We start from the raw sequence: 20,312 nt of genomic DNA on the forward strand, positions 1-20,312 counted from the left end.
TCGTCTACCGGAGAACACACACGCATGCCCACATCGTCCGTACGGACCCTCGCCGACAAGATCCTTGAGGTCCATGACCAACTGCGCGCCCAACTAGGGCTGGTGACCGCCGACGTCGACGCGCACTTCGCGGCGCTCGCCGCCCACGAGGGGCCCGGCGAGCGGCCGGCGCCGAGCCTCGGCCTACAGATCCGGCAGCGCTGCCTGGCGTTCTGCCAGGCGCTGGAGTTCCACCACACCGCCGAGGACGGGCACCTGTTCCCCGGGATCGCCCACTACCACCCGCACTTGACGGACGTCTTCGACCGGCTCCGGGCGGAGCACCGTACGGTCGCGCGCATTCAGGAGCGGCTGGTGGTGCTGCTGGGCGACCTCGGTAGCGCCGATCCGCCGCTTCTCCGCGCCGAGTTGGCGCGGATGACGACGGAGCTGACCGCGCATCTCGACTACGAGGAGGAGGTGATCCTGCCGCTCGTGGCGGATGTGCCCTGGCCGCCGGGCCGGTAGCCGTTCGCCCGTGCCGTACTGGACGTACGGGGACGAGCGCGACACCATCGGCCGCAGGTACGGCGCGTAGGTGCGGAGGGCAGTGTGGGGATCGAGAGCGACCAGCTCGTCTACGACTATCTGAGCCGGGTCGGAGATGTGGCCCAGCAACGGCAGTTGCCCTCAGGTGAACGGATGAGACTCGTCTCCGAGCTGCGCGGCGAGATCGACAAGCAGCGCGGGAAGTTCGGCGGCGACAGCCCCGCCGCCGTCCGCCGCATCCTGGGGCGGCTCGGTTCGCCGGACCAGGTGGTGGGGGCGGCGGCGTCGGGCGGTTCGTTCGCCGACCGGCAGCCGCCGCCGGAGGCTCCGCCCGAGCCGTCGTCGGGGTCCTCGTCCGGGCCGTCGCTGCCGAAGCAACGGGGCAGGCGGGGGCGCGGGTTGGGCCTCGGGTTGGGCCTCGGTGCTTCGCTGCCGAAGCAGACGCGCCGGGCCGTACCCGAGACGCCCGCCGAACCCACCGCGTCCCCGCCCCATCTGGCCCCCATGCACGAACTCGGCCCCTCCGGCGGCGAACCGGACTGGTGGCGCGTCGACCCCGGCCCGATGGGGGCGGCGACCGGTGTCTCCGGCTTCGTCGGCGGGGTCGAGATCCCCGAGATACTGAAACCGCCGCCCAAGCCGGAGGAGGAAGAGGCGGAGGAGGACGCCGAGGCCGAGGAAGAGGCGGGCGAGGTGGCGGAGCCGCCCGTACGGCGCCGGCTGCTGCCGCGACCCCGCCGCCGCGGAAAGAAGACCGCCGACAGCGACACCGGCCGCGGCCCGGGGCTCCGGCTCACCAACCCGTTCCTGCTGCTGGCCGCCGCGCTCCTCGTCGTCGGCGCGGTCCTCGGTTCCTGGCTGGCGCTCGCAGGCGGCTGGGTCCTCGCGTACGCCTCACGCCGACTGAAGCCCTTCGAGGCGAAGTTGGCGGTCTTCGGGCTGCCGATCGTGTCCGTGGCCGGGGGCGGGATCTGGCTCTGGGGCCGTATGACGGAGCGCTGGGGCGAGGAGATCCCGGAGGGCGCGATGGGTGACGCGGTCTCGCAGACGTGGCCGGTGGTGGTCCGGGTGGCGGCGGTCAGCTCGGCGCTGTTCCTGGTCTGGCGCTCCCGCCACCGCTGACGCCCGCGCGGCGCGGTGTCACGGGGCCGGGCCCTGGCCCCCGGCCCCGGCCCTGGAGCCCGGTCCGGCCCGGATGTCGCTCGCTCACCCTGAGCCGCAGGTGCGGGCGCCCCAACGCGCAGGAACACGTGAGCCGTCTCGGCAGCTCCACGCTCGAGGGCGGCGGGCTGCAAATGAAGCCCGTCCGGCGATCGAGGACAAGACGCCCGCCCAAGCGCCGCCAAGCAGCCACTACCTTCACCACTACACCGCGTCCGCCCCGTCCCGTGGCCGGTACGGCGCCCCCGGGACCACCAGTGGTGACCCCGTCACCGGGTCCGGGACCACCACCGATTCGAGGCCGAACACCTCCCGTACCAGCTCCGCCGTGACCACCTCGTCCGGCCGGCCCTCCGCGACGATCCGGCCCTCTTTCATGGCCACCAGGTGATCGGCGTACCGCGCCGCCTGGTTGAGGTCGTGCAGCACGATCACGACCGTGCGCCCCTGGTCGTGGTTGAGCCGTCGTACCAGGTCGAGGACCTCCACCTGGTGCGCGATGTCCAGGAACGTCGTCGGCTCGTCCAGCAGCAGCAGATCCGTCTCCTGCGCCAGCGCCATCGCGATCCATACGCGCTGCCGCTGCCCGCCCGACAGTTCGTCGACCGACCGCTCGGCCAGCTCCGTCACGTCCGTACGCGCCATCGCGTCCGTGACCGCCCGCTCGTCCTCCTCCGACCACTGCTGCCACCAGCGCTGATGCGGCTGGCGCCCGCGCGAGACCAGGTCGGCGACGGTGATCGCCTCGGGCGCGGTCGGCGACTGCGGCAGCAGACCGATCGACTGCGCGATCTTCCGGGTCGGGATGCCCGCCAGCTCCGCGCCGTCCAGCAGCACCGAACCACTCTTCGGCTTCATCAGCCGCCCGAGCGCGCGCAGCGTGGTCGACTTGCCGCAGGCGTTGGGGCCGACGATGACGGTCACCCGCCCGTCCGGGACGGCCAGTTCGAGATCGTGGACGACCGTGCGGTCGTCGTAGGCGAGCGTCAGCTCGTGCGCCGTGAGCCTGGTCTGCCCGGTCTGCTTCCGCGTCCTCATCACTTCTCAGCTCCTGCGGTACGGCTGCGAATGATCAGCCAGATCAGATACGGCGCGCCGATCGCCGCCGTGAGCACCCCCACGGGCAACTCGGTGGGCGCGAACAGCTTGCGCGCGAACAGGTCGGCGAGCACCACGATCACCGCGCCGAGCAGCGCGGAGCAGAGCAGCGGAATCTGCGCCGTACGTGTCATCCGCCGTGCGATCTGCGGCGCGAGCAGCGCCACGAAGTCCACCGGCCCCGCCGTGCCCGTCGCGACGGAGGCGAGCACCACGCCGAGCAGGACGAGCCCGAGCCGTACGTGCCCCAGGCGTACGCCCAGTGCGGTGGCCGTGTCGTCGTCCATGGACACCGTGCGCTGGGCGTACGCCGCCCACGCCACCGCCGGCAGCAGGATCAGCAGCACCCAGCCGAGCGGTACGGCCTCGTCCCAGCCGCGCCCGTTGAGCGAGCCGGTCATCCACACCTGGGCCTGCTGGGCGACGAGATAGTCGCCCTTCGTCATGAAGAGTGTGGTGAGCGAGCGCAGCGCGATCGCGAAGCCGATGCCGATGAGTACGAAGCGCGTCGCGTGCAGCCCGCCGCGCCAGGCGAAGACGTACACGAGCACGGCCGCCAGCATGCCGCCCGCGACCGAGAGATACGGCAGGACGGTGAAGGACGTGACGCCGTACGTCATCGCGAAGACCGTCAGCGCGCTCGCGCCCTGGGTGACACCGATGATGTCCGGGCTGGCGAGCGGATTGCGGGCGACGGTCTGGATGAGCGCGCCGGAGACGCCGAAGGCGGCGCCGACGAGGAGACCGACCACCATGCGCGGCAGCCGCAGCGTGCCGACGACCAGTTCGTCCGGCGACGGCTGTCCGAGGATCACCTTCAGGACCTCGGCGGGGGCGATGAAGCTCTCGCCGACGCTGAGGTAGGCGACGCAGGTCAGCGCGAGCAGCACCACGAGGGCGCCCGCGACGACGGCCGCGCGCCGGTGCACGAGGAACGACACGCGCCGGGTGCCCAGTCGGGTGCGTACGAGCGCGTATCCGGCGGGCCGCACCCCGGCGGGCGCGCCGGTGACCTTCCGGTTCCGGTCAGCAACCGTCGTACTCACGCCGGTACCGCCTTCCTGCGTACGAGAGCGACCAGGAACGGCACACCGAGCAGCGCCGTCATCACACCCGCCGGCACCTCGCCCGGCGGGAACAGGACCCGGCCGAGGACGTCCGCGACGAGCAGCATCACCGGCCCGACGAGCGCGGCCATCGGCATCAGCCAGCGGTGGTCGTTGCCGACGATCGCGCGGGCGATGTGCGGGACGGCGAGGCCGATGAACGCGATCGGACCGGCCGCCGCGACACCGACACCGACGAGTACGGTCGCGCCGACGCCGCCCACGACGCGTACGGCTCCGACGTTCTGCCCGAGTCCCTTCGCGACGTCCTCGCCGAGCGCGAGCGCGTCGAGGCCGCGCGCGACGCTCACCACCAGGACCGTGCCGACGACGAGGAACGGCCAGACCTGGCCGACGAGTTCGGCGTCCCGGCCCGCGACCGACCCCACCTGCCAGAAGCGGAACTCGTCCAGCGCGGCGGCCCGCGTCGTCAGGATGCCCATCGTCACGGACACCAGGAGCGCGTTGATCGCCGCGCCGCCGAGGGCGAGTTTGACCGGGGTCGCGCCGCCCCTGCCGCGTGCGGCGATGGCGTACACCGCGACCGAGGCGACGGCCGCGCCGGCGAACGCGAACCACACGTATCCGGTCAGCGTGTGCACCCCGGCGAAGGCGATGGCCATGACGACCCCGACCGCCGCGCCCTGGCTGATACCGAGGATGCCGGGGTCGGCGATGGGGTTGCGGGTGATGCCCTGGAGGACCGTACCGGCGAGTGCGAGCGCCGCGCCGACCATCAGGCCGATGACGGTACGGGGCACCCGCAACTGCCGTACGACCTCGGCGTCGTCGCTGTGACCCCCGTTGAGCAGGGCGTCGAACACGGCGCTCGGCGCGACGGCGCGGGCCCCGACCGCGAGGCTGAGCAGGACCGCGAGCAGCAGGGCCGCGGCGGCGGCGGCCGTCCAGCCGATGCGGCGGGCGACGAGGGCGCGTCTGGTGCGGTGGGTCGTCGGGACGGCGGCGGCTGGCATCGGGACCAATCGGATACTGGGCTCGGAGGTAAGGCGGCGCGGGCGGCATGGCTTGGTAAGGCTTGGCTAAGTCTAAGCGTCGAGATCTGGCCACCGACCGGCGGAGGGCCCCAGGCACAATGCTTGTATGACTGACCTCCCGGCCACGCCCCCGACCCCACATCCGCTGACGGTCGGCTTCGACCTCGACATGACGCTGATCGACTCCCGGCCCGGCATCCACGCCGCCTTCCGCGCGCTCTCGGCCGAGACCGGTGTCGCGATCGACGCCGATCTGGCCGTGACCAGGCTGGGGCCGCCGCTCGACCAGGAGTTGGCGTACTGGTTCCCGGCGGACCGCGTCGCGGCGGTGGGCGACCGGTACCGGGAGATCTACCCCACACACGCCATCGAGCCGACGCTGCTGATGGCCGGGGCCCGCGAGGCCGTCGCCGCCGTTCAGGCGCTCGGCGGGCGGGCGATCGTGGTGACGGCGAAGCACGAGCCGAACGCCAAGCTGCATCTCGCGCATCTCGGTGTGGAACCTGACGCGGTCATCGGCTGGCTGTGGGCCGAAGCGAAGGCGGAGGCGCTGCGCGAGCACGGCGCGAGCGTGTACGTGGGCGACCACACGGGTGATGTACGCGGCGCCCGTACGGCGGGGGCGCTCTCGGTCGCGGTGCCGACCGGCCCCTGCGACGAGGAGGAGCTGCGGGCGGCGGGCGCGGACGTGCTGCTGCCGGACCTGCTGGCGTTCCCGGCGTGGCTGCGCTCCTACGTGGGAGAGCCCACCACCGATCTGGCCTGACGGCGCTGCGCGGCGATCGACCGCAGAAGCCCGGTGCCGGCGATCACGAAGCCGACCGCCATGAGGGTGCAGAGGGCATAGGCGGCGGTCGGGAACGGGTCCGTACCGAGGAACAGCGGGGCCACAGTGACCAGTGTGGCGACCACGCCGACGATGAACACGATCGCCCCGATGCGCACCAGTTGGTCACCGGGACCGGCCACGTCGGCCGCCGGATCGGGCGTGGGATTCGACGCGGGTCGCGGCGCGGATTCCGGCACGGGTGATGAAGGAGTAGCAGTCACTCCACCAGGGTAGTTCCCTGCGGACAGGAACCAACCGGCGACGTCTTGTCACCAGCCCCTGGACCATTAGCCTTGGGGATGGCGGGTCGTCCGACCCGCTGTAGTGCTATCCAGAGCCGTTTTTGTGCGCGCCAGCGCCCCCAACACATATGAGGACGAGGACAGACGTGCCTACCGGCCAGGTCAAGTGGTTCAACCGCGAGAAGGGCTTCGGCTTTCTCTCCCGTGACGACGGCGGAGACGTCTTCGTCCACTCATCGGTCCTCCCCGCCGGAGTCGACGCACTGAAGCCGGGCCAGCGCGTCGAGTTCGGCGTCGTCGCCGGCCAGCGCGGCGACCAGGCCCTCTCGGTCACGGTCCTCGACCCGGCCCCCTCGGTGGCGGCGGCCCAGCGCCGCAAGCCCGACGAACTGGCCTCGATCGTCCAGGACCTGACGACGCTCCTGGAGAGCATCACCCCCACGCTGGAGCGCGGCAGATACCCGGACAAGTCCCAGGGCGCGAACATCGCGGGCCTGCTGCGCGCGGTGGCGGACCAACTCGACGTGTGAGACGGGTCGGGCGGATCTCCCCGGGCTCACCTGCCGTGAGCCCGGGGCTCCCTCGCCCCTCATCTCGTCCGCCTCATCCCGTCCGCCTCATCTCGTCCGCCTCCCGCTACGCGACCTTCGGACCGCACCGCATTCCGATGTACACGCACCGCGTGCCGTCCCGCAGCGTGGCGAAGACCACGGGCATGTAGTCCTCGCTGAACGCCGCGCCCACCCCCGTACCGGCGAAGACCGTCTCCGCCCCGGTCCCCGCCTCTGTTCGTGCTACCGGCACGAGGTCGATCTCCAGGGGCTCGGAGAAGTCCTTCATGCCGTCGACGAACTCGTACACCGCGTGCCCCGCGCCGTCCCGCTCGGTCACGGTGATGACCACGCCTTCGCGCCGGTACGTGCCGACGAGCGGCCCGTAGTCGACCGCGGGCGGCTCGGCCGGCGGGGCGAAGGGCTCCGGCATCGTCACCCCGGCCAGCTCGGCGAGCAGTTCACGGTAGAGCGCCGCGTACAGCTCACGCGCACCCCCGCCGTTGGTGAGCAGCGCGACCGCGACGCCCGCCGACGGCACGACGCGCAGATAGCCGTACTGTCCGATCGAGGCGCCGTCGTGTCCGTAGCCCCGGACGCCGTCCCAGTCGTACAGGGTCCAGCCCAGACCCCAACCGTCCGCGCTGACCGTCCACTTGTCGGGCGAGTCGACCACGCGCCGCTGCATCAGCGCGACCGACTCCTCGGACAGCACGCGGGTGCCGTCCTGCGCCAGACCGCCGTCGAGGTGCATCCGCGCGAGCCGCGCGACATCGCCCGCCGTGGCGATGACCCGGCCGTACGGGCCCGCCGAGCGCGGCATCAGGTCCCAGGAGGGCGCCGGGTCCGGGTCCTGGCCGGCCTCGCCCAGGTGCCCCATCGCCGCACGGAAGCGCAGCGCCTCCTCCGGCAGTGTCATCGTGTGCGTGACGCCGAGCGGCGTGAGGAGCAGGTCCCTCAGCGCCTCGTCCCAGACCTTGCCGGTCACGACCTCGACGATTCGGCCGAGCACGTTGTATCCGACGCTGCTGTAGGAGAGCGCGGTGCCGGGCGGGCAGTCGAGCGCGACATCCTTGGCGGCTGTCACGTACTTGGCCAGGCAGTCGTCGCCGCGTCCGCTGTCATGGGTGAAGTCGCAGGTGAGGCCGCTGGTGTGGCTGAGCAGTTGCCGTGTGGTGATCGCCTTGGCCGCCTCGGGGTCGGCGGCCGAGAACTCCGGCAGGACGTCCACGACCGGGGCGTCCAGGTCCAGTTGGCCTGATTCGGCGAGCCGCATGACCAGGGTGGCGGTGTAGAGCTTCGCGATCGAGCCCATCTGGAAGACGGAGTCGGTCGTGGCCTCCACGCCCGTGCCGCGGTGCAGTACGCCACTGGCCAGCTCGTGGACGGTCCCGTCGACCAGGATCGCGAGTGAGGCGGCCGGGACGTGGTGCCTCACTCGCAGCTCGTCGAGGCGGGCCTGCCAGTGGCCGAGGTCCAGGTTCACGTTCGCCTTCACGTTCTTGGACATAGTCGCTCCCACTCGATGCGTACGGTGTTCTCGTTGCGAACACTGTACGCACAACGTAACGACGCACGCAATATGCGTACGGCGTGCGCTAGAGTGCGGGAGGAGCAGCGGGACGAGCAGGGACGAGGGCCGTATGCCAACCGACACGCCAGCCGATACGCCGGCCGATACGCCGGCCGACAGGCCGGCCGACAGGCCGGCCGACGAGAATCCGATCGCATCGGTGTGGACGCGCCCACGCCGCCCGCAGCGCAAGCATCTGACGCGCGAACAGATCGTGACCGCGGCGATCGAACTGCTGGACGCGCAGGGCGTCGCGGCGCTCAGCATGCGCAACCTCGGTACGCGCCTGGACGCCGCGGCCACGTCGCTCTACCGGCATGTGGCCAACAAGGACGAGCTGATCGAGCTGGTCGTGGACGAGGTCTTCGGCGAACTGGACGTACCGGCCACCGCGGACGCCACCCCCTGGCGCGAGGCTGTCGCCCGCACCGCCACCGATCTGCGGGAGATGACCCTGCGCCACCCCTGGATCGCCCCCGAACTCGGCCAGGTCGGCCTCGTCCACATCGGTCCGAACGCCATGCGGATGTCATCGGGTCTGCTCGCCCGGTTCGAGGCGGCGGGCTTCCCCGCGAAGGAGAAGGACCAGGCGGTGGGCACGCTCACCGCGTACGTCATCGGCATCGCGACCTCCGAGGCCGCGTATCTCTCCCTGATCACCCGCAGCGGCAAGACGGAACAGCAATGGGTGGCGGACCTCCGCCCGGCCTTCGACGAGGCGGCACGGAACCACTCGGGATTCCGCGGGGGGACCTCCGCCCACCAGGCGACCCACCCCCGCCAGATCCGGGACGCGGACTTCGCCTACGGCCTCGACCGGGTCCTCGACGGCCTGACGGCCCGCCTCGGAGCGCCGTCCTGATCCCGCTCCCGAGCGGCTTCGCGGGTCAGCCGGTGGCCCAGTTCTGAGGTGATCAGGGCCACCGCGGCCAGGACCGCCGCGATCAGCGGGAGGGAGTTGGCGCCCACCCAGGCGATGCCCAGCGCCCCGACCGCGCCGGACAGCGAGATCGCCAGATACAGGATCGCGGCGTTGAGCGCGATCAGGACGGAGGCCGACTCCGGGTCCAGGGTGATCAGCCGGTGCTGCTGGGGCGTGGTGATCGCGAAGGCCGCCGCACCGTAGACGACGATCATCACCAGCGCCGGGCCGAACGCCCCCGTGGCCGCCGGGAACACCACCAGTGCCGCGACCATCCACAGCAGCGCCACGGCGACCACGATCCGCCCGCCGAAGCGGTCCGCGAGAGACCCGGCACCGAAGTTTCCGAGCGTACCGATCACCCCGAGGGTGAACATGAGCACCGCCAGCCGGTCGCCACTGCCCCCGGTGGCGGGCTCGAAGACGACGGCGATGTACGTGTACGGGATGTAGACGGCGGTGAAGCCGATCAGGGTGGTCGCCAGGATGGCCAGCACCCGGCGGTCCTTGAGCGGGGCGAGCCGCTGCCGCAGTCCCTCCGGCGCCGGTGTCGGCACCCGCGCGGGCACCAGGGCCCGTACGCCGATCAGTCCCAGTACGGCGAGTGCGGCGACGAACCACATCGTCGCCCGCCAGCCCAGGTAGCCGCCCAGGGCGGTGCCGATGGGCGCGCCCAGCGCGGTCGCTGCGGTGAACCCGATGGCGACCGTCGCGAGGGCGCGGCCCTTGCGGCCCGGCGGGACCAGCGCGGCGGCGGTGACGGCGGCGGTCGGCACGAACAGCCCGGCGCCGACTGCGGCGACCATCTGCGCCGCGAGCACCGTCGCGAAGGTCGGGGCGAGCGCGGTCGCCACGCCGCCCAGCAGATATACGGCGATCGCGGCCAACAGCACCCCGCGCCGCGCCCGCCGGGCGGTGGCGGTGGCCAGGACCGGTGCGACCACCGCGCAGGTCAGCGCGAAGACCGTCACCACCTGTCCGGCGGTGGTGACGGAGACTCCGAGGTCGCGGCCGAGTTCGGGCAGCACGCCGGCCAGGACGAATTCGTCCGTCCCGACGGCGAAGGTGGCGAAGCCCAGCATGGGAACGCCCCAGCGGGTGACGGGTGTTGGGGGAGTCGCGCGTGGGGAGTCGCTGTCCATGACCGTCCAGTCGTAGATCTTCGCGGATCGCCCGGGGCGCACGATTCGGTCGCTCCGGAAGGAATTCGGAACCGATCGGTACCGTCTTCCGGGAATGGACGGTACCGATCAGTACCGTTTGCCGTCAAGGTCGGCTAGCGTGGGGCGCATGGCCACCCACGCTCGCGAGCGCCTCATCGAGGCAGCCAAGGAACTTTTCTTCGCGGAGGGCATCCGCGCGGTCGGCGTCGAACGCCTGCTCGCGGACTCCGGTATCGGTCGCGCGTCCTTCTACCGCCACTTCACCGGCAAGGACGAACTGGTCGTCGCGGTCCTCGAAGAGCGCGACACGAGTTGGCGCCGCTGGCTGACGGCGGAGGTCGATGCCCGGGGCGGTGCGCCGCTGGCCGTCTTCGACGCCCTCGCGCAGGACGCCGAGCGGGGGGACTTCCGGGGGTGCGCCTTCACCAACGCCATGACGGAGGCCGCCGACGCCGACGGCCCGGTCCACCGCCTGGCGGTCGAGCACAAGCGGGCGGTCACGGACTACATCGCCGGTCTGCTCGCGCGGGCCGGCCGGCCCGACGGCGACGCGCTGGCCCGGCAGTTCGTGCTGCTGATGGACGGGGCGACGATCACCGTCGTACGGGAGCGCGACGCGGAGGCGTTCCGCTCCGCCAGGACGATCGCGGCCGGCCTGCTGACCTGACCCCGCCCCGCCCGGCGGCCGGTCCCTCCCGATCCCCGCCGGGCATCTTTACGCGCTTGAGTACGCGTTCACCGGGTGAGCCGGAGCTCAGTAGCCCAACGGCTCGCTCAGTAGCTCAGCGGCTCGCTCAGTTCGACCGCGCGCAGAGCCGCCGTCAGGGCCCGTTCGTCGCCCACGTCCACCGCCGTGTCCGCGAACTTGATGACGTGTTCGTCGCCGTGGGCCAGCGCGCGTTCGAAGACCTCCTCGGCCGTCGTGCCCGTCGCCGGGGTGTACGGGGACGGCTCGGGCGGGGCGTACATCGACGTCACCGCCGCCGTGGCCGTCCAGGCCGCGTGGAGGCTCGGTACCCACAGGGCGCGGGGCAGGGCGGGCAGTGTGCGCAGCACCGCGTTCGGGGCCGTTGCCGCGTGGACCAGCATCGTCGCGTTGCCGTGGCCGTGGGTGGCGTAGCGGTGGGTCGCCGCCGTCACCAGCTCTGTCAGCCGGCGGCGCGCCTCGTCCGGGTCCGTCACGTACGCGGACCACACCGGCAGGCGGTCGACCTGGGCGAGGCGTTCCGTGAAGCCGCCCTGGGAGTCGCGGATCGCGGGTACGGCCTCCAGCGCGCCGTCCGCGTCCGGGGCGCCGGAGAGTGGGACGACTCCGGGGATCTGCCGGTGGCGGGCGGCCCAGTAGCCGAGTCCGTGGGCGAGTTCGGTGAGGCGTGGCGCGTTCTCGCCACTCTCGGTGATGACGCGTACGGCGTGGCCGACCCGGATCACCGGGTGGGTGGACCCGCCGTACATACCGGGCAGCAGCCGGGGCCACCACTCGGCGAGCACATCCCGCCAGGGCCGCTCCTCGAACGCGCGCAGGAAGTACCCGATCCAGTCCGCTCCCCGGCGCGTATCGCCCAGCGCCACACGCCAGTTGGCGTCGGTGACGGGGGACACCCGGTCGGGGAAGTCGTCGAGTCTTTCCTCGTACGCGTCCAGCCAGCGGTGCACGGACGCCGACCGGCCGTGCGTGGCCAGGGCCTCGACCACCATCGGGGCGTGGTTGGTCAGGCGCCACTCGTAGATCTCGGGGCCCGAGGCGTGCAGCCGTTCCAGGGCCTCTTCCAGGACACCGTTCGTGTTCGCGTTGTTGGGCATGGCCACGACGCTAGGGCGGCTCTTGCCGTCGCGTATCGGCCGCGCGGACCAGGCACCCCAACTACGGTCCTAGGACCGAGGTCCCGCCCCGTCAGCCCGCCGCCCCGTCAGCCCGCCGCCCCGTCAGCCCGCCGGCCCGCCGGCCCGTCAGCCGAAGGACAGCGCCTCCGGGGAGAGCTGCGGCACCAGGCCCTCCGCCGACGCGCGGGTGAGCAGGCCGCGCACCGCCGCGTAGCCGTCCGGGCCCAGATCGGCGGTGAACTCGTTCACGTACAGAGCGATGTGCTGCTCCGCCACCGCCGGGTCCATCTCCTGCGCGTGCGCGCGGACGTACGGCCGGGACACCTCCGGGTCGTCCCACGCCATACGGACCGACGTACGCGCCGAGTCCGCCAGCAGTTGGAGCGTGTCCGGGCCCAGATTCCGCTTCGCGATGATCGCGCCCAGCGGGATCGGCAGGCCCGTCGTGGACTCCCAGTGCTCGCCCATGTCGGCGAGGCGGTGCAGCCCGTAATCCTGGTACGTGAAGCGCGCCTCGTGGATGACGAGCCCCGCGTCGACCCTGCCGTCGCGCACCGCGGGCATGATCTCGTGGAAGGGCATGACCACGATCCGGCCCACCGCGCCCGGCACGACCTCCGCCGCCCACAGCCTGAACAGCAGGTAGGCGGTGGAGCGTTCGGACGGTACGGCGACGGTCTTCCCGGTCAGGTCGGCGGCCGGCTCGCGGGTCAGGACCAGCGGACCGTTGCCCCGGCCGAGCGCCCCGCCGCAGGGCAGCAGCGTGTACTCGTCGAGGACCCACGGCAGCACGGCGTACGACACCTTGAGTACGTCCAACTCCCCGCGCTCCGCCATGCCGTTGGTGATGTCGATGTCGGCGAACGTCACGTCCAGCTCGGGCGCGCCGGGCACCCGGCCGTGCGCCCAGGCGTCGAAGACGAACGTGTCGTTGGGGCAGGGCGAGTACGCGATGCGCAGGGGCGGGGCGGCGGCGGCGCGGCTCATGGCGACTCCTCGAAGACGGGGCTGAGTTGCTGGAAGGCGTACCGCAGCGCGTCCAGCGCCGGACCGATCCGCCACGCCGAACGGTCGCGCGGGCCAACGGCGTTGGAGACCGCGCGGATCTCGATCACCGGCAGCCCGTACGCGGCGGCGGCCTCCGCGACACCGAAGCCCTCCATGGCCTCGGCGGCGGCGCGCGGGTGACGGGCCGTCAGTTCGCCCGTACGGGAGACCGATCCGGTCACGGTGGACACGGTGAGCACCGGCGCGTGCACGGCGTCCAGCAGGTGCGCGATCCGGGCGGCCAGCTCCGGGGGCGGGTGGTGGACGGTGCGGCCGAAGCCCAGCTCGTCCACCGGGAGGAAACCACCGGGCGTCTCGGCGCCCAGGTCGGCCGCGACGATCGCGTCGGCCACCACCAACGAGCCCAGGGGGGCGAGCGGTTGGAACCCGCCGCCGATACCGGCGGAGACGACCAGGTCGTACGGCGCGGGGGAGAGGGACGCGGAGGCCAGGGCTGTCGCCGTACCGGCCGCCGCCGCCGCGGGGCCGACCCCGGCCGCCAGCACATCGGCGCTCGGGCGGTCGTGGGCGCTCAGGGCGTAACCACCGGGCAGGGCGCGCTCCGTGGCCCCCGCACCGAGCCCGCCCGAGACCGCTTCGGCCTCCGCCGCCACGGCCGTCACGACGAGTACGCGCACGAACGCCTCCCCAACAGGGTCAGGACCAGGGTGAGGACCAGGGTCAGGACTTTGTCTTCAACTCGAAGTTCCAGACTCCGACGACCGCCTTGTCCTTCTCGCTCGTCTCCACGATTCCGAGATTCACGGACTTGATCGTCTCGCCCGTCTGCGAGGCGAAGAACGAACCCGCCTGGATCGTGCGGTAGGTGTCGTTGTTCGGCTCCGCCTCGACCTGCTGTCCGTCGAGGTAGAAGGTCCAGCCGTTGTCCGCGATCTTCGGGTCGACGCCGAAGTGCATCCGGTCGTCCAGGGAGACCGAGATCGTCTTCCTCCCGGACGTGTCGTTGAGGCACGTCGCCAGCTCCGCCTGGTCGTTGAGCGGCTTGCCGTCGTTGTAGCAGGCCGCCTCGGAGTGCACGGAGTCCGTACCGATCGTCACCGTCGCGAGCGGCGTCGGCTTGTCGCAGGCCGAGAGGGCGAGCAGGCCCGCGGACACGGCGCCGAGCGCGACACCGGTCCGGCGAACCCTGGCAGAGATAAACGCAACGGTCATGAGCCGAAGGCTATCGCCCGGCCCGGCTCAGGCGACGCGCGGGTGCGGCGCGCCGTGCCGGGCCGCGCCGAGCAGCCCCCGTACGGAGAACAGCGCCCCGGTCGCCACCAGAGCGGCGGCGACGGACATGCCCAGCACACCGTTGAGCGGCAGCGCGATACCGATCGCGCCGCCCACCACCCAGGACATCTGGAGCAGCGTCTCGGCGCGCGCGAAGGCGGACGTACGGACCTCCTCCGGGACGTCCCGCTGGATGCACGCGTCCAGCGACAGCTTCGACAGCGCCTGACTGAAACCGGCCACCGTGCCCAGCACCGCGATCGTCAGCCCGCTGAAGAACACCGCCGCCAGTGTCGCCGCCGCGAGCGCGAGACCCAGCACGGTCACGATGATCAACTCGGGGGCGCGGGCCTTGAGCCAGGCGCCCACCGCCGTACCGACCGCGTTGCCCGTGCCGGCGGAGACACCCACGATGGCGAGCGAGACGGCGGCGCTCTGCCCCGCCAACGGGTGCTGCCGCAGCAGGAACGCCAGGAAGAAGATCAGGAACCCGGAGAGCGCGCGATGCGCCGCGTTCGCCTGGAGGCCGTTGAAGACGGACGGGCCGACCGTACGCAGACTCGGCCGCTTCTTGCCGGTGCGCGCCACGAGCTGCGCCCTGCGCTCGCCCTTCGCGGAGTCCACCTTCGGCGGCATCGTGAACGCCAGGAACGTACCCGCGACGAAGATCAGGAACGCCCCGTACAGCGGCCACTGCGGCCCGATCTGATGCAGGCCGGCCCCGATCGGGGCCGCCGCGCCCGTCGCGAGCAGCCCCGCGAGCGTCACCCGGGAATTGGCCCGGACCAGCGAGAAGTTCGGTGGTAGCAGCCGTGGCACGACGGCGCTGCGCACGACCCCGTACGCCTTCGACGCGACGAGCACGCCCAGCGCGGCCGGATACAGCTCGAGTCCGCCCGTCGCCACCGCTCCCGACATGGTCAGCGCGAGCAGCGCCCGGGTCAGCATGGCGCCGGCCATCGCGGCCCGGCGGCCGTGCGGGAGGCGGTCGAGGAGGGGGCCGATCACCGGGGCGAGGAGCGTGAAGGGGGCCATGGTGACGGCGAGATAGAGCGCGACGCGGCCACGGGCCTCGTCGGTCGGTACGGAGAAGAAGACCGTCGACGCGAGGGCGACGGTGATCATGACGTCACCCGCGCCGTTCACGGCGTGCAGCTCGATCAGCCTGCCGAGACCGGACTCGCCCGCGCCGTGCGCGTGCGTGGCCTTGCGGATGCCCCTGGCGGTGCCGGTGAACGGCAGATGCAGGGCACGCCCGACCGTCCGGCCCGCTCTGCGGAACGGTCCGGGTCCCTTGGACGACCTGGCGGCTGCCACCCCGTCATACTGCCCCCACTTCGGGCGGGGGAACGCCCGCGACGTCTCTGACGCGCGGACTTCGGCTCCTCTTCTTATTACTTTGCCGAGATTTCACGGCCGCTCAGGTGTCCCCTTCACCGCTGTCTCCCAGCCCTTTCCCGCGCCGTCGCGCGGCCTCCGGGCTGCCCGAACTCCGGGAAAGAGGGCGCGCAGGTGGGCGCCGGGCGACGAAGGGGGTAGCGTGCGTAGCGCGCCACCGGCGGTTGTTCTCGGCCGCGCGCCTCTTCGTCATCCCGCAGAATGGTTGACGGTAGGTGTGCCCGAGAGACGTCGGGCGTGGACGTCGATGCGGCCCTCTGGTCCGCTCCGCCCTCGGCCCGTGCATCGCAAATCGGCCGGCGCACCCGTGAAACGGCGTAGGAGAGAAGCGAGACCTGTGAGTGCTGCGACGACTCGAAGCCGAACCCCCGACCGCCTGTGCGCCGAGGCGGTAGACCTCGCGAGGGCCGCAGCCGAGGAGGCTGCCGCGCCGGGTGTCGTCGGCGAGCATGTGTCGGCGGTGTCCGAGGGCGACCGCGTCGTCACTCATCTGTTCGAATGCAAGGAGATGGGCTACCGCGGCTGGCGCTGGGCGGTGACCGTCGCCCGCGCGTCCCGCTCCAAACTCGTCACCCTTGACGAAACGGTGCTGCTGCCCGGCCCCGACTCCCTCCAGCCGCCCGAATGGGTGCCGTGGAGCGACCGGCTGCGCCCCGGCGACATGGGCCCCGGCGATCTGCTGCCGACCGAGGCCGAGGATCTGCGCCTGGAGCCCGGCTACAGCGGCGAGGACGCGCCCCCGCCGAACTCCGCCGTTCGCGAGGCCGGGCGGGACGCCGTCACCCCGCAGGCCCTGGCCGACCTGGTCGAGGCGGAGGACGCGGAGGAGACGGCCCGCGACGAAGCCGCACCGGTCCCCGGCCGGGGCACCATCGCGGCGGTCGCCGAGGAACTGGGCATGCGCCGGGCCAGAGTGCTGTCCCGGTACGGGCTCCACATCGCGGCCGACCGCTGGGACGAGGCGTTCGGCGCGAAGACCCCCATGGCCCAGGCGGCGCCCGCGCCGTGCGTGTCCTGCGGCTTCCTCCTGCCGCTCGCGGGCTCGCTGCGGCAGGCGTTCGGGGTCTGCGCGAACGAGTTCTCGCCGGCGGACGGCCGGGTGGTGTCGCTGGCGTACGGCTGCGGCGGCCACTCCGAGGCGGCCGTGATGCCGACGCCACCGCGCCCGGCACCGCACGTACTGGACGAACTGGGCGCGGACGCGTTTCCGCTGGGGCCGTCGGGGGAGGACGGCTAGGCCCTGTCCGGCGGATCGCGGATCTTCGGGGATCCGGCCGGCCCGCGACGGCCCGCCGGGCCCCGTCATGGTCGAGTTGCACACCGAGGGCCAGGGGTTACCCGGGCGGGCGGGCGCGCGGGTTGGTGGGTGGGGTGGGGTGGGTGTGTGGTTGGTGGGGTGCGGGCCGCGCGCTCGAGCCCCTGATCTGCCCGTACGGGTGGATTGCGGGCCAATCGTACGGACCGGGGGTGCCGCGACCGCTACGTATGGGGCATGACTGATTCCCTGAGCCGCCGCCTGGCCCGGACTCTGGTGCCCGTGTCCCTGGCGCTGACCCCCGTACTCCTCCCCCTCGGTTTCCTCCCCGGTCCCCTTGCCGCGCGCCCGGCGCACGCCGCCGTGGTCCAGCAGCTCGAAGACGCCCTGTCCACGCTCCCCACCGCCGATGAGGACCGCACCGGGTTCGAGGCCGGGGCCTTCGAGCACTGGAACGAGGGGCAGGACGCGGACGACGGGTGCACGACGCGTGAGGAAGTGCTGATCGCGGAGGCCGTGGAGGCGCCCGAGGTCGGTGCCGGGTGCGAGATCACGGGGGGCAAGTGGCTCTCGTACTACGACAACCAGTCCGTGACCGGCACCGCCGCCCTGACCGTCGATCACCTCGTGCCGTTGGCGGAGGCGTGGGGTTCCGGCGCCAGGACCTGGTCCGCCGCCCGGCGTGAGGCGTACGCGAACGACCAGGCGGTGCCGACGACCCTGGTGGCGGTCACCGCCCGGACGGTCAGGGAGAAGGCGGCCCAGGACGTGGCCGACTGGCTCCCCCTCGCGGGGGACAACTACTGCCGCTACGTCGGGGAGTGGGTGGCCACGAAGCACCGCTGGTCGCTGAGTGTCGACAAGGACGAGCTGGAGACCCTGAAGCTGCTCGCCGACAACGCCTGTGAACGGACAGTCGTGATCTACACGCCGGCGCCCGCGTAGTCCTGGCGCGGCGCCCGCCAGGCCGTGTCTTCGAAGTCCCGCATGCCCCCGCCTGCCTCGCCCCGCCTGCCCCATTGGCCCCCTCACCGCGTCGGCCGGGTGATTCCGGATGCGGCAAATGGTCCGGGTGGGGTGTCCGCGGGCGGGAACCTCGCGCGGGCGTGCGACAACGGCCCGTATGAGACCATTCCTCCCCCGGTCGGCAGGCCGGGGCGCCACCCGACGCCCGCCCGCGCGGGCCCGCGCCTGGACCACCATCGGCCTCGCGTACATCGTGGCCGCCGCATCGGCCCCGATCATCGCCCTCGGGGCCGCCACCGCGACCGCCACCCCGGCCGTCGCCGCCCCGCTCCCCGGCGGTCTGGGCCCCTGTGTCCCGGGCGACTGCCCCGACCCGTACCCGCCGGTCAGCAACGGCCCGATCGCGGGCCGCGACAACGGCATCAACATCTTCGCGGGCGGCGACTACCGCGTACGCGGGCGTGCCGCCGAGGCCGAGGGCCGCCTCGTCGTCCTGGGCGACTTCGACCAGAACAAGAGTGCCGGCGGCAGCGCCGTCTACAACGTCGGCATCGTGGGCGTCGGCTCACGGGTCCCCCCGCCGGACGGCGCGGACTTCCTCACCACGGGCGGCAACGTCTCCGTGGCCACCGGCCAGCGCCTGCTCGCCGAGGGCGGAGTCGTCCGGCACGCGGGCACGGCCACCGGCACCATCGCCGGCACGGTCGTCGCCGACCCGGACGCCGCCGCACCGTACAGCGAGCTGCCCGGCCAGCTCACGACGGCGAGCCAGTGTTACGCGCGCGACGCCACCGGACCCCGGCCCGCCACCGGCACCGCCGTCAACCAGGGCGGCCAGACCCTCTTCACCGGCGACAACACCTCGGCGCTCCAGGTCTTCAACGTCGACTTCGACATGACCACGAGCACCGGTGCCCAGCAGGGCCTCGTCTTCCGGAACATCCCCGCGGGCGCCACGGTCCTGGTCAACGTCCTCGGGACCACCCGCACACTCAGCACGTACAGCGGCGGCATCGCGGACACCGACCCGCTGAACCAGCTCCGCCCGCGCCTGCTGTGGAACTTCCCGGACGCCACGACGGTGAATCTGGCCGGCACCGGCCAGTTCCAGGGCAGCGTCCTGATCGGCAACCCGGCCTCGGAGACCACGATCACGCTGCCGGGTGTCAACGGCCGCTTCTTCACGACCGGTTCGCTCACCCACACCAGCGCGGCGAGCGGGGGCGGCGGCCAGGAGATGCACTCCTACCCGTTCGACGGCGATCTGCCGGACTGCACGGTCCCGCCGGCCCAGGCTCCGGTGACGGTGGTCAAGAAGGACGCGCAGAGCGGTGCGGTGCTGCCGGGCGCGGTGTTCGAGCTGTGGGAGGAGACCAACGGCGTCGCCGGTCTTCAGACCACCGGTGCCACTCCCGACACCCAGGTGGGCGCTTCCTGCACGACCGGCGCCAACGGTGAGTGCTCGAAGACCGTGGACCTCGGTACGTACTACTGGCGGGAGACGGCCGCGCCGCCGGGCTACGAGCTGCCTCCGCAGACGGTCTTCGGGCCGGTGACGCTGACTCCGGCGCAGATCCCGGACGGCGTCAGCATCACGGTCGAGGACGAGAAGACCCCGGTCACGGGTGCGGTGACGGTGGTCAAGAAGGACGCGGAGAGCGGTGCGGTGCTGCCGGGCGCGGTGTTCGAGCTGTGGGAGGAGACCAACGGCGTCGCCGGTCTCCAGACCACCGGTACCACCCCCGACACCCCGATCGGCGCTTCCTGCACGACCGGCGCCAACGGACAGTGCGCCAAGACCGTCGAAACCGGCACGTACTACTGGCGCGAGACGGCCGCACCCGCCGGGTACGAGCTGCCCGCCCCCTCGGTGTTCGGCCCGCTGGTGCTCACCGACGAGAACGCCACCGCCGGTGTCACCGTGACCGCGGACAACCGCAAGTCGCCGGTGCCGCAGAAGGACTCGACCATCAAGGTCGCCAAGACCGACGCGAAGAACGGCAAGCCGCTCGCCGGGGCCGTCTTCGAGCTGTGGCGCGAGTCCAACGGGATCACGGGTCTCCAGACCCGCCCGAACGGCATCGTACCGCCGGACACCCGCACCGGTCCGGGCTGCTCGACGGACCGCGTCGGGGTGTGCGTCTTCGACGACCTGCCGCTCGGGAGCTACTACCTGCTGGAGACGGCCGTACCCGAGGGTTACGTCCTGCCGGCGGACCCGGTGAAGGGCCCGTACGTGATCACCGAGCAGAACGCCGGTGAGACGGTGACGGTCAAGATCGCGAACAAGCGGGGGGAGCCCGGCAAGGGCAAGTAACCCCTCCTACCGAACCGGTGAGGCTCCGGCCTCACCGGTTCGGCGCACTCCGAGGGCGCGGGCGGCCCGCTCCTGATAGCTGTGGGGTCACGGACGTACGCGAC

19 protein-coding genes and 1 pseudogene are annotated in these 20,312 nt (G+C 72.3%); 9 read left to right on the top strand and 11 right to left on the bottom strand.

All coding sequences use genetic code 11. From position 1 onward, the window contains the following. Positions 1-36: 36 nt before the first annotated feature. Positions 37-507, top strand: a pseudogene (locus OG329_RS23490) (hemerythrin domain-containing protein); the annotation flags it as partial. 84 nt (positions 508-591) lie between these two features. Beyond that, positions 592-1,650 carry a hypothetical protein gene (locus OG329_RS23495; RefSeq protein ID WP_405797825.1) on the top strand — a complete coding sequence of 353 codons (1,059 nt, stop codon included), beginning with the start codon at positions 592-594 and terminating at the stop codon, positions 1,648-1,650. 243 nt (positions 1,651-1,893) lie between these two features. On the opposite strand, the gene OG329_RS23500 is transcribed toward OG329_RS23495, so the two are convergent. Genes OG329_RS23500 through OG329_RS23510 form a run of 3 tightly spaced genes read right to left on the bottom strand, consistent with a single transcriptional unit; the run spans position 1,894 to position 4,867 of the window. Beyond that, positions 1,894-2,727, bottom strand: coding sequence for an ABC transporter ATP-binding protein (locus OG329_RS23500; protein ID WP_405797826.1), 834 nt, complete (start codon positions 2,725-2,727; stop codon positions 1,894-1,896). Continuing rightward, on the bottom strand, positions 2,727-3,833 hold the full coding sequence (locus tag OG329_RS23505; RefSeq protein WP_405797828.1) for a FecCD family ABC transporter permease: 1,107 nt from the start codon (positions 3,831-3,833) through the stop codon (positions 2,727-2,729). The genes OG329_RS23500 and OG329_RS23505 overlap by 1 nt, the downstream gene beginning before the upstream one ends. Next, on the bottom strand, positions 3,830-4,867 hold the full coding sequence (locus OG329_RS23510; RefSeq protein WP_405797829.1) for a FecCD family ABC transporter permease: 1,038 nt from the start codon (positions 4,865-4,867) through the stop codon (positions 3,830-3,832). The genes OG329_RS23505 and OG329_RS23510 overlap by 4 nt, the downstream gene beginning before the upstream one ends. 127 nt (positions 4,868-4,994) lie before the next feature. Between OG329_RS23510 and OG329_RS23515 the strand changes: the two genes are divergently transcribed. Further along, entirely contained in the window at positions 4,995-5,654 is a 660-nt protein-coding gene (locus tag OG329_RS23515) for an HAD family hydrolase (RefSeq protein ID WP_405797831.1), read from the top strand. Here the strand turns inward: OG329_RS23515 and OG329_RS23520 are convergent. Then, the gene (locus OG329_RS23520; protein ID WP_405801980.1) at positions 5,621-5,857 is read right to left on the bottom strand and encodes a hypothetical protein; all 237 of its coding nucleotides are present in this window, start codon (positions 5,855-5,857) and stop codon (positions 5,621-5,623) included. The two genes, OG329_RS23515 and OG329_RS23520, sit on opposite strands and share 34 nt — an antisense overlap. 248 nt (positions 5,858-6,105) lie before the next feature. Here OG329_RS23520 and OG329_RS23525 point away from each other — a divergent pair, with 248 nt between their 5' ends. Next, positions 6,106-6,489, top strand: a complete 384-nt coding sequence (locus OG329_RS23525) for a cold-shock protein (protein ID WP_405797832.1) — start codon at positions 6,106-6,108, stop codon at positions 6,487-6,489. A gap of 106 nt (positions 6,490-6,595) precedes the next feature. On the opposite strand, the gene OG329_RS23530 is transcribed toward OG329_RS23525, so the two are convergent. Further along, the gene (locus tag OG329_RS23530) at positions 6,596-8,020 is read right to left on the bottom strand and encodes a serine hydrolase domain-containing protein (RefSeq protein WP_405797834.1); all 1,425 of its coding nucleotides are present in this window, start codon (positions 8,018-8,020) and stop codon (positions 6,596-6,598) included. Positions 8,021-8,243: 223 nt separating this feature from the next. Here OG329_RS23530 and OG329_RS23535 point away from each other — a divergent pair, with 223 nt between their 5' ends. Continuing rightward, on the top strand, positions 8,244-8,945 hold the full coding sequence (locus OG329_RS23535) for a TetR/AcrR family transcriptional regulator (protein WP_405797836.1): 702 nt from the start codon (positions 8,244-8,246) through the stop codon (positions 8,943-8,945). On the opposite strand, the gene OG329_RS23540 is transcribed toward OG329_RS23535, so the two are convergent. Beyond that, positions 8,888-10,189: an MFS transporter gene (locus tag OG329_RS23540; RefSeq protein WP_405797837.1), complete on the bottom strand. Its 1,302-nt coding sequence runs from the start codon at positions 10,187-10,189 to the stop codon at positions 8,888-8,890. The genes OG329_RS23535 and OG329_RS23540 overlap by 58 nt on opposite strands. A 106-nt stretch (positions 10,190-10,295) precedes the next feature. On the opposite strand from OG329_RS23540, the gene OG329_RS23545 reads away from it, so the two are divergent. Then, positions 10,296-10,835, top strand: a complete 540-nt coding sequence (locus OG329_RS23545; RefSeq protein ID WP_405797839.1) for a TetR/AcrR family transcriptional regulator — start codon at positions 10,296-10,298, stop codon at positions 10,833-10,835. A 107-nt stretch (positions 10,836-10,942) separates the two neighbouring features. Here OG329_RS23545 and OG329_RS23550 read toward each other — a convergent pair whose 3' ends face one another. The 5 genes from OG329_RS23550 to OG329_RS23570 form a co-directional block, all read right to left on the bottom strand. After that, positions 10,943-11,971, bottom strand: a complete 1,029-nt coding sequence (locus OG329_RS23550) for a questin oxidase family protein (protein WP_405797840.1) — start codon at positions 11,969-11,971, stop codon at positions 10,943-10,945. A gap of 147 nt (positions 11,972-12,118) precedes the next feature. Beyond that, on the bottom strand, positions 12,119-12,979 hold the full coding sequence (locus OG329_RS23555; RefSeq protein ID WP_405797842.1) for a 1,4-dihydroxy-6-naphthoate synthase: 861 nt from the start codon (positions 12,977-12,979) through the stop codon (positions 12,119-12,121). After that, positions 12,976-13,677, bottom strand: coding sequence for a futalosine hydrolase (locus OG329_RS23560; protein WP_405797844.1), 702 nt, complete (start codon positions 13,675-13,677; stop codon positions 12,976-12,978). Before OG329_RS23560 ends, OG329_RS23555 begins: the two co-directional genes overlap by 4 nt. Before the next feature lie 43 nt (positions 13,678-13,720). Further along, positions 13,721-14,212, bottom strand: a complete 492-nt coding sequence (locus OG329_RS23565; protein ID WP_405797845.1) for a DUF2771 domain-containing protein — start codon at positions 14,210-14,212, stop codon at positions 13,721-13,723. A gap of 27 nt (positions 14,213-14,239) precedes the next feature. Further along, positions 14,240-15,589 carry an MFS transporter gene (locus OG329_RS23570; protein ID WP_405797846.1) on the bottom strand — a complete coding sequence of 450 codons (1,350 nt, stop codon included), beginning with the start codon at positions 15,587-15,589 and terminating at the stop codon, positions 14,240-14,242. A 418-nt stretch (positions 15,590-16,007) separates the two neighbouring features. Between OG329_RS23570 and OG329_RS23575 the strand changes: the two genes are divergently transcribed. The 3 genes from OG329_RS23575 to OG329_RS23585 all read left to right on the top strand — a co-directional run bounded on the left by OG329_RS23575 (position 16,008) and on the right by OG329_RS23585 (position 20,208). Further along, positions 16,008-16,907 carry a DUF3027 domain-containing protein gene (locus tag OG329_RS23575; protein ID WP_405797848.1) on the top strand — a complete coding sequence of 300 codons (900 nt, stop codon included), beginning with the start codon at positions 16,008-16,010 and terminating at the stop codon, positions 16,905-16,907. A 255-nt stretch (positions 16,908-17,162) separates the two neighbouring features. After that, the gene (locus tag OG329_RS23580) at positions 17,163-17,870 is read left to right on the top strand and encodes an HNH endonuclease (RefSeq protein ID WP_405797849.1); all 708 of its coding nucleotides are present in this window, start codon (positions 17,163-17,165) and stop codon (positions 17,868-17,870) included. A gap of 178 nt (positions 17,871-18,048) precedes the next feature. Continuing rightward, entirely contained in the window at positions 18,049-20,208 is a 2,160-nt protein-coding gene (locus OG329_RS23585; protein ID WP_405797851.1) for a choice-of-anchor A family protein, read from the top strand. Positions 20,209-20,312 lie beyond the last annotated feature (104 nt).

It is taken from the genome of Streptomyces sp. NBC_01506 (assembly GCF_045040295.1).
GTDB lineage: Bacteria > Actinomycetota > Actinomycetes > Streptomycetales > Streptomycetaceae > Streptomyces.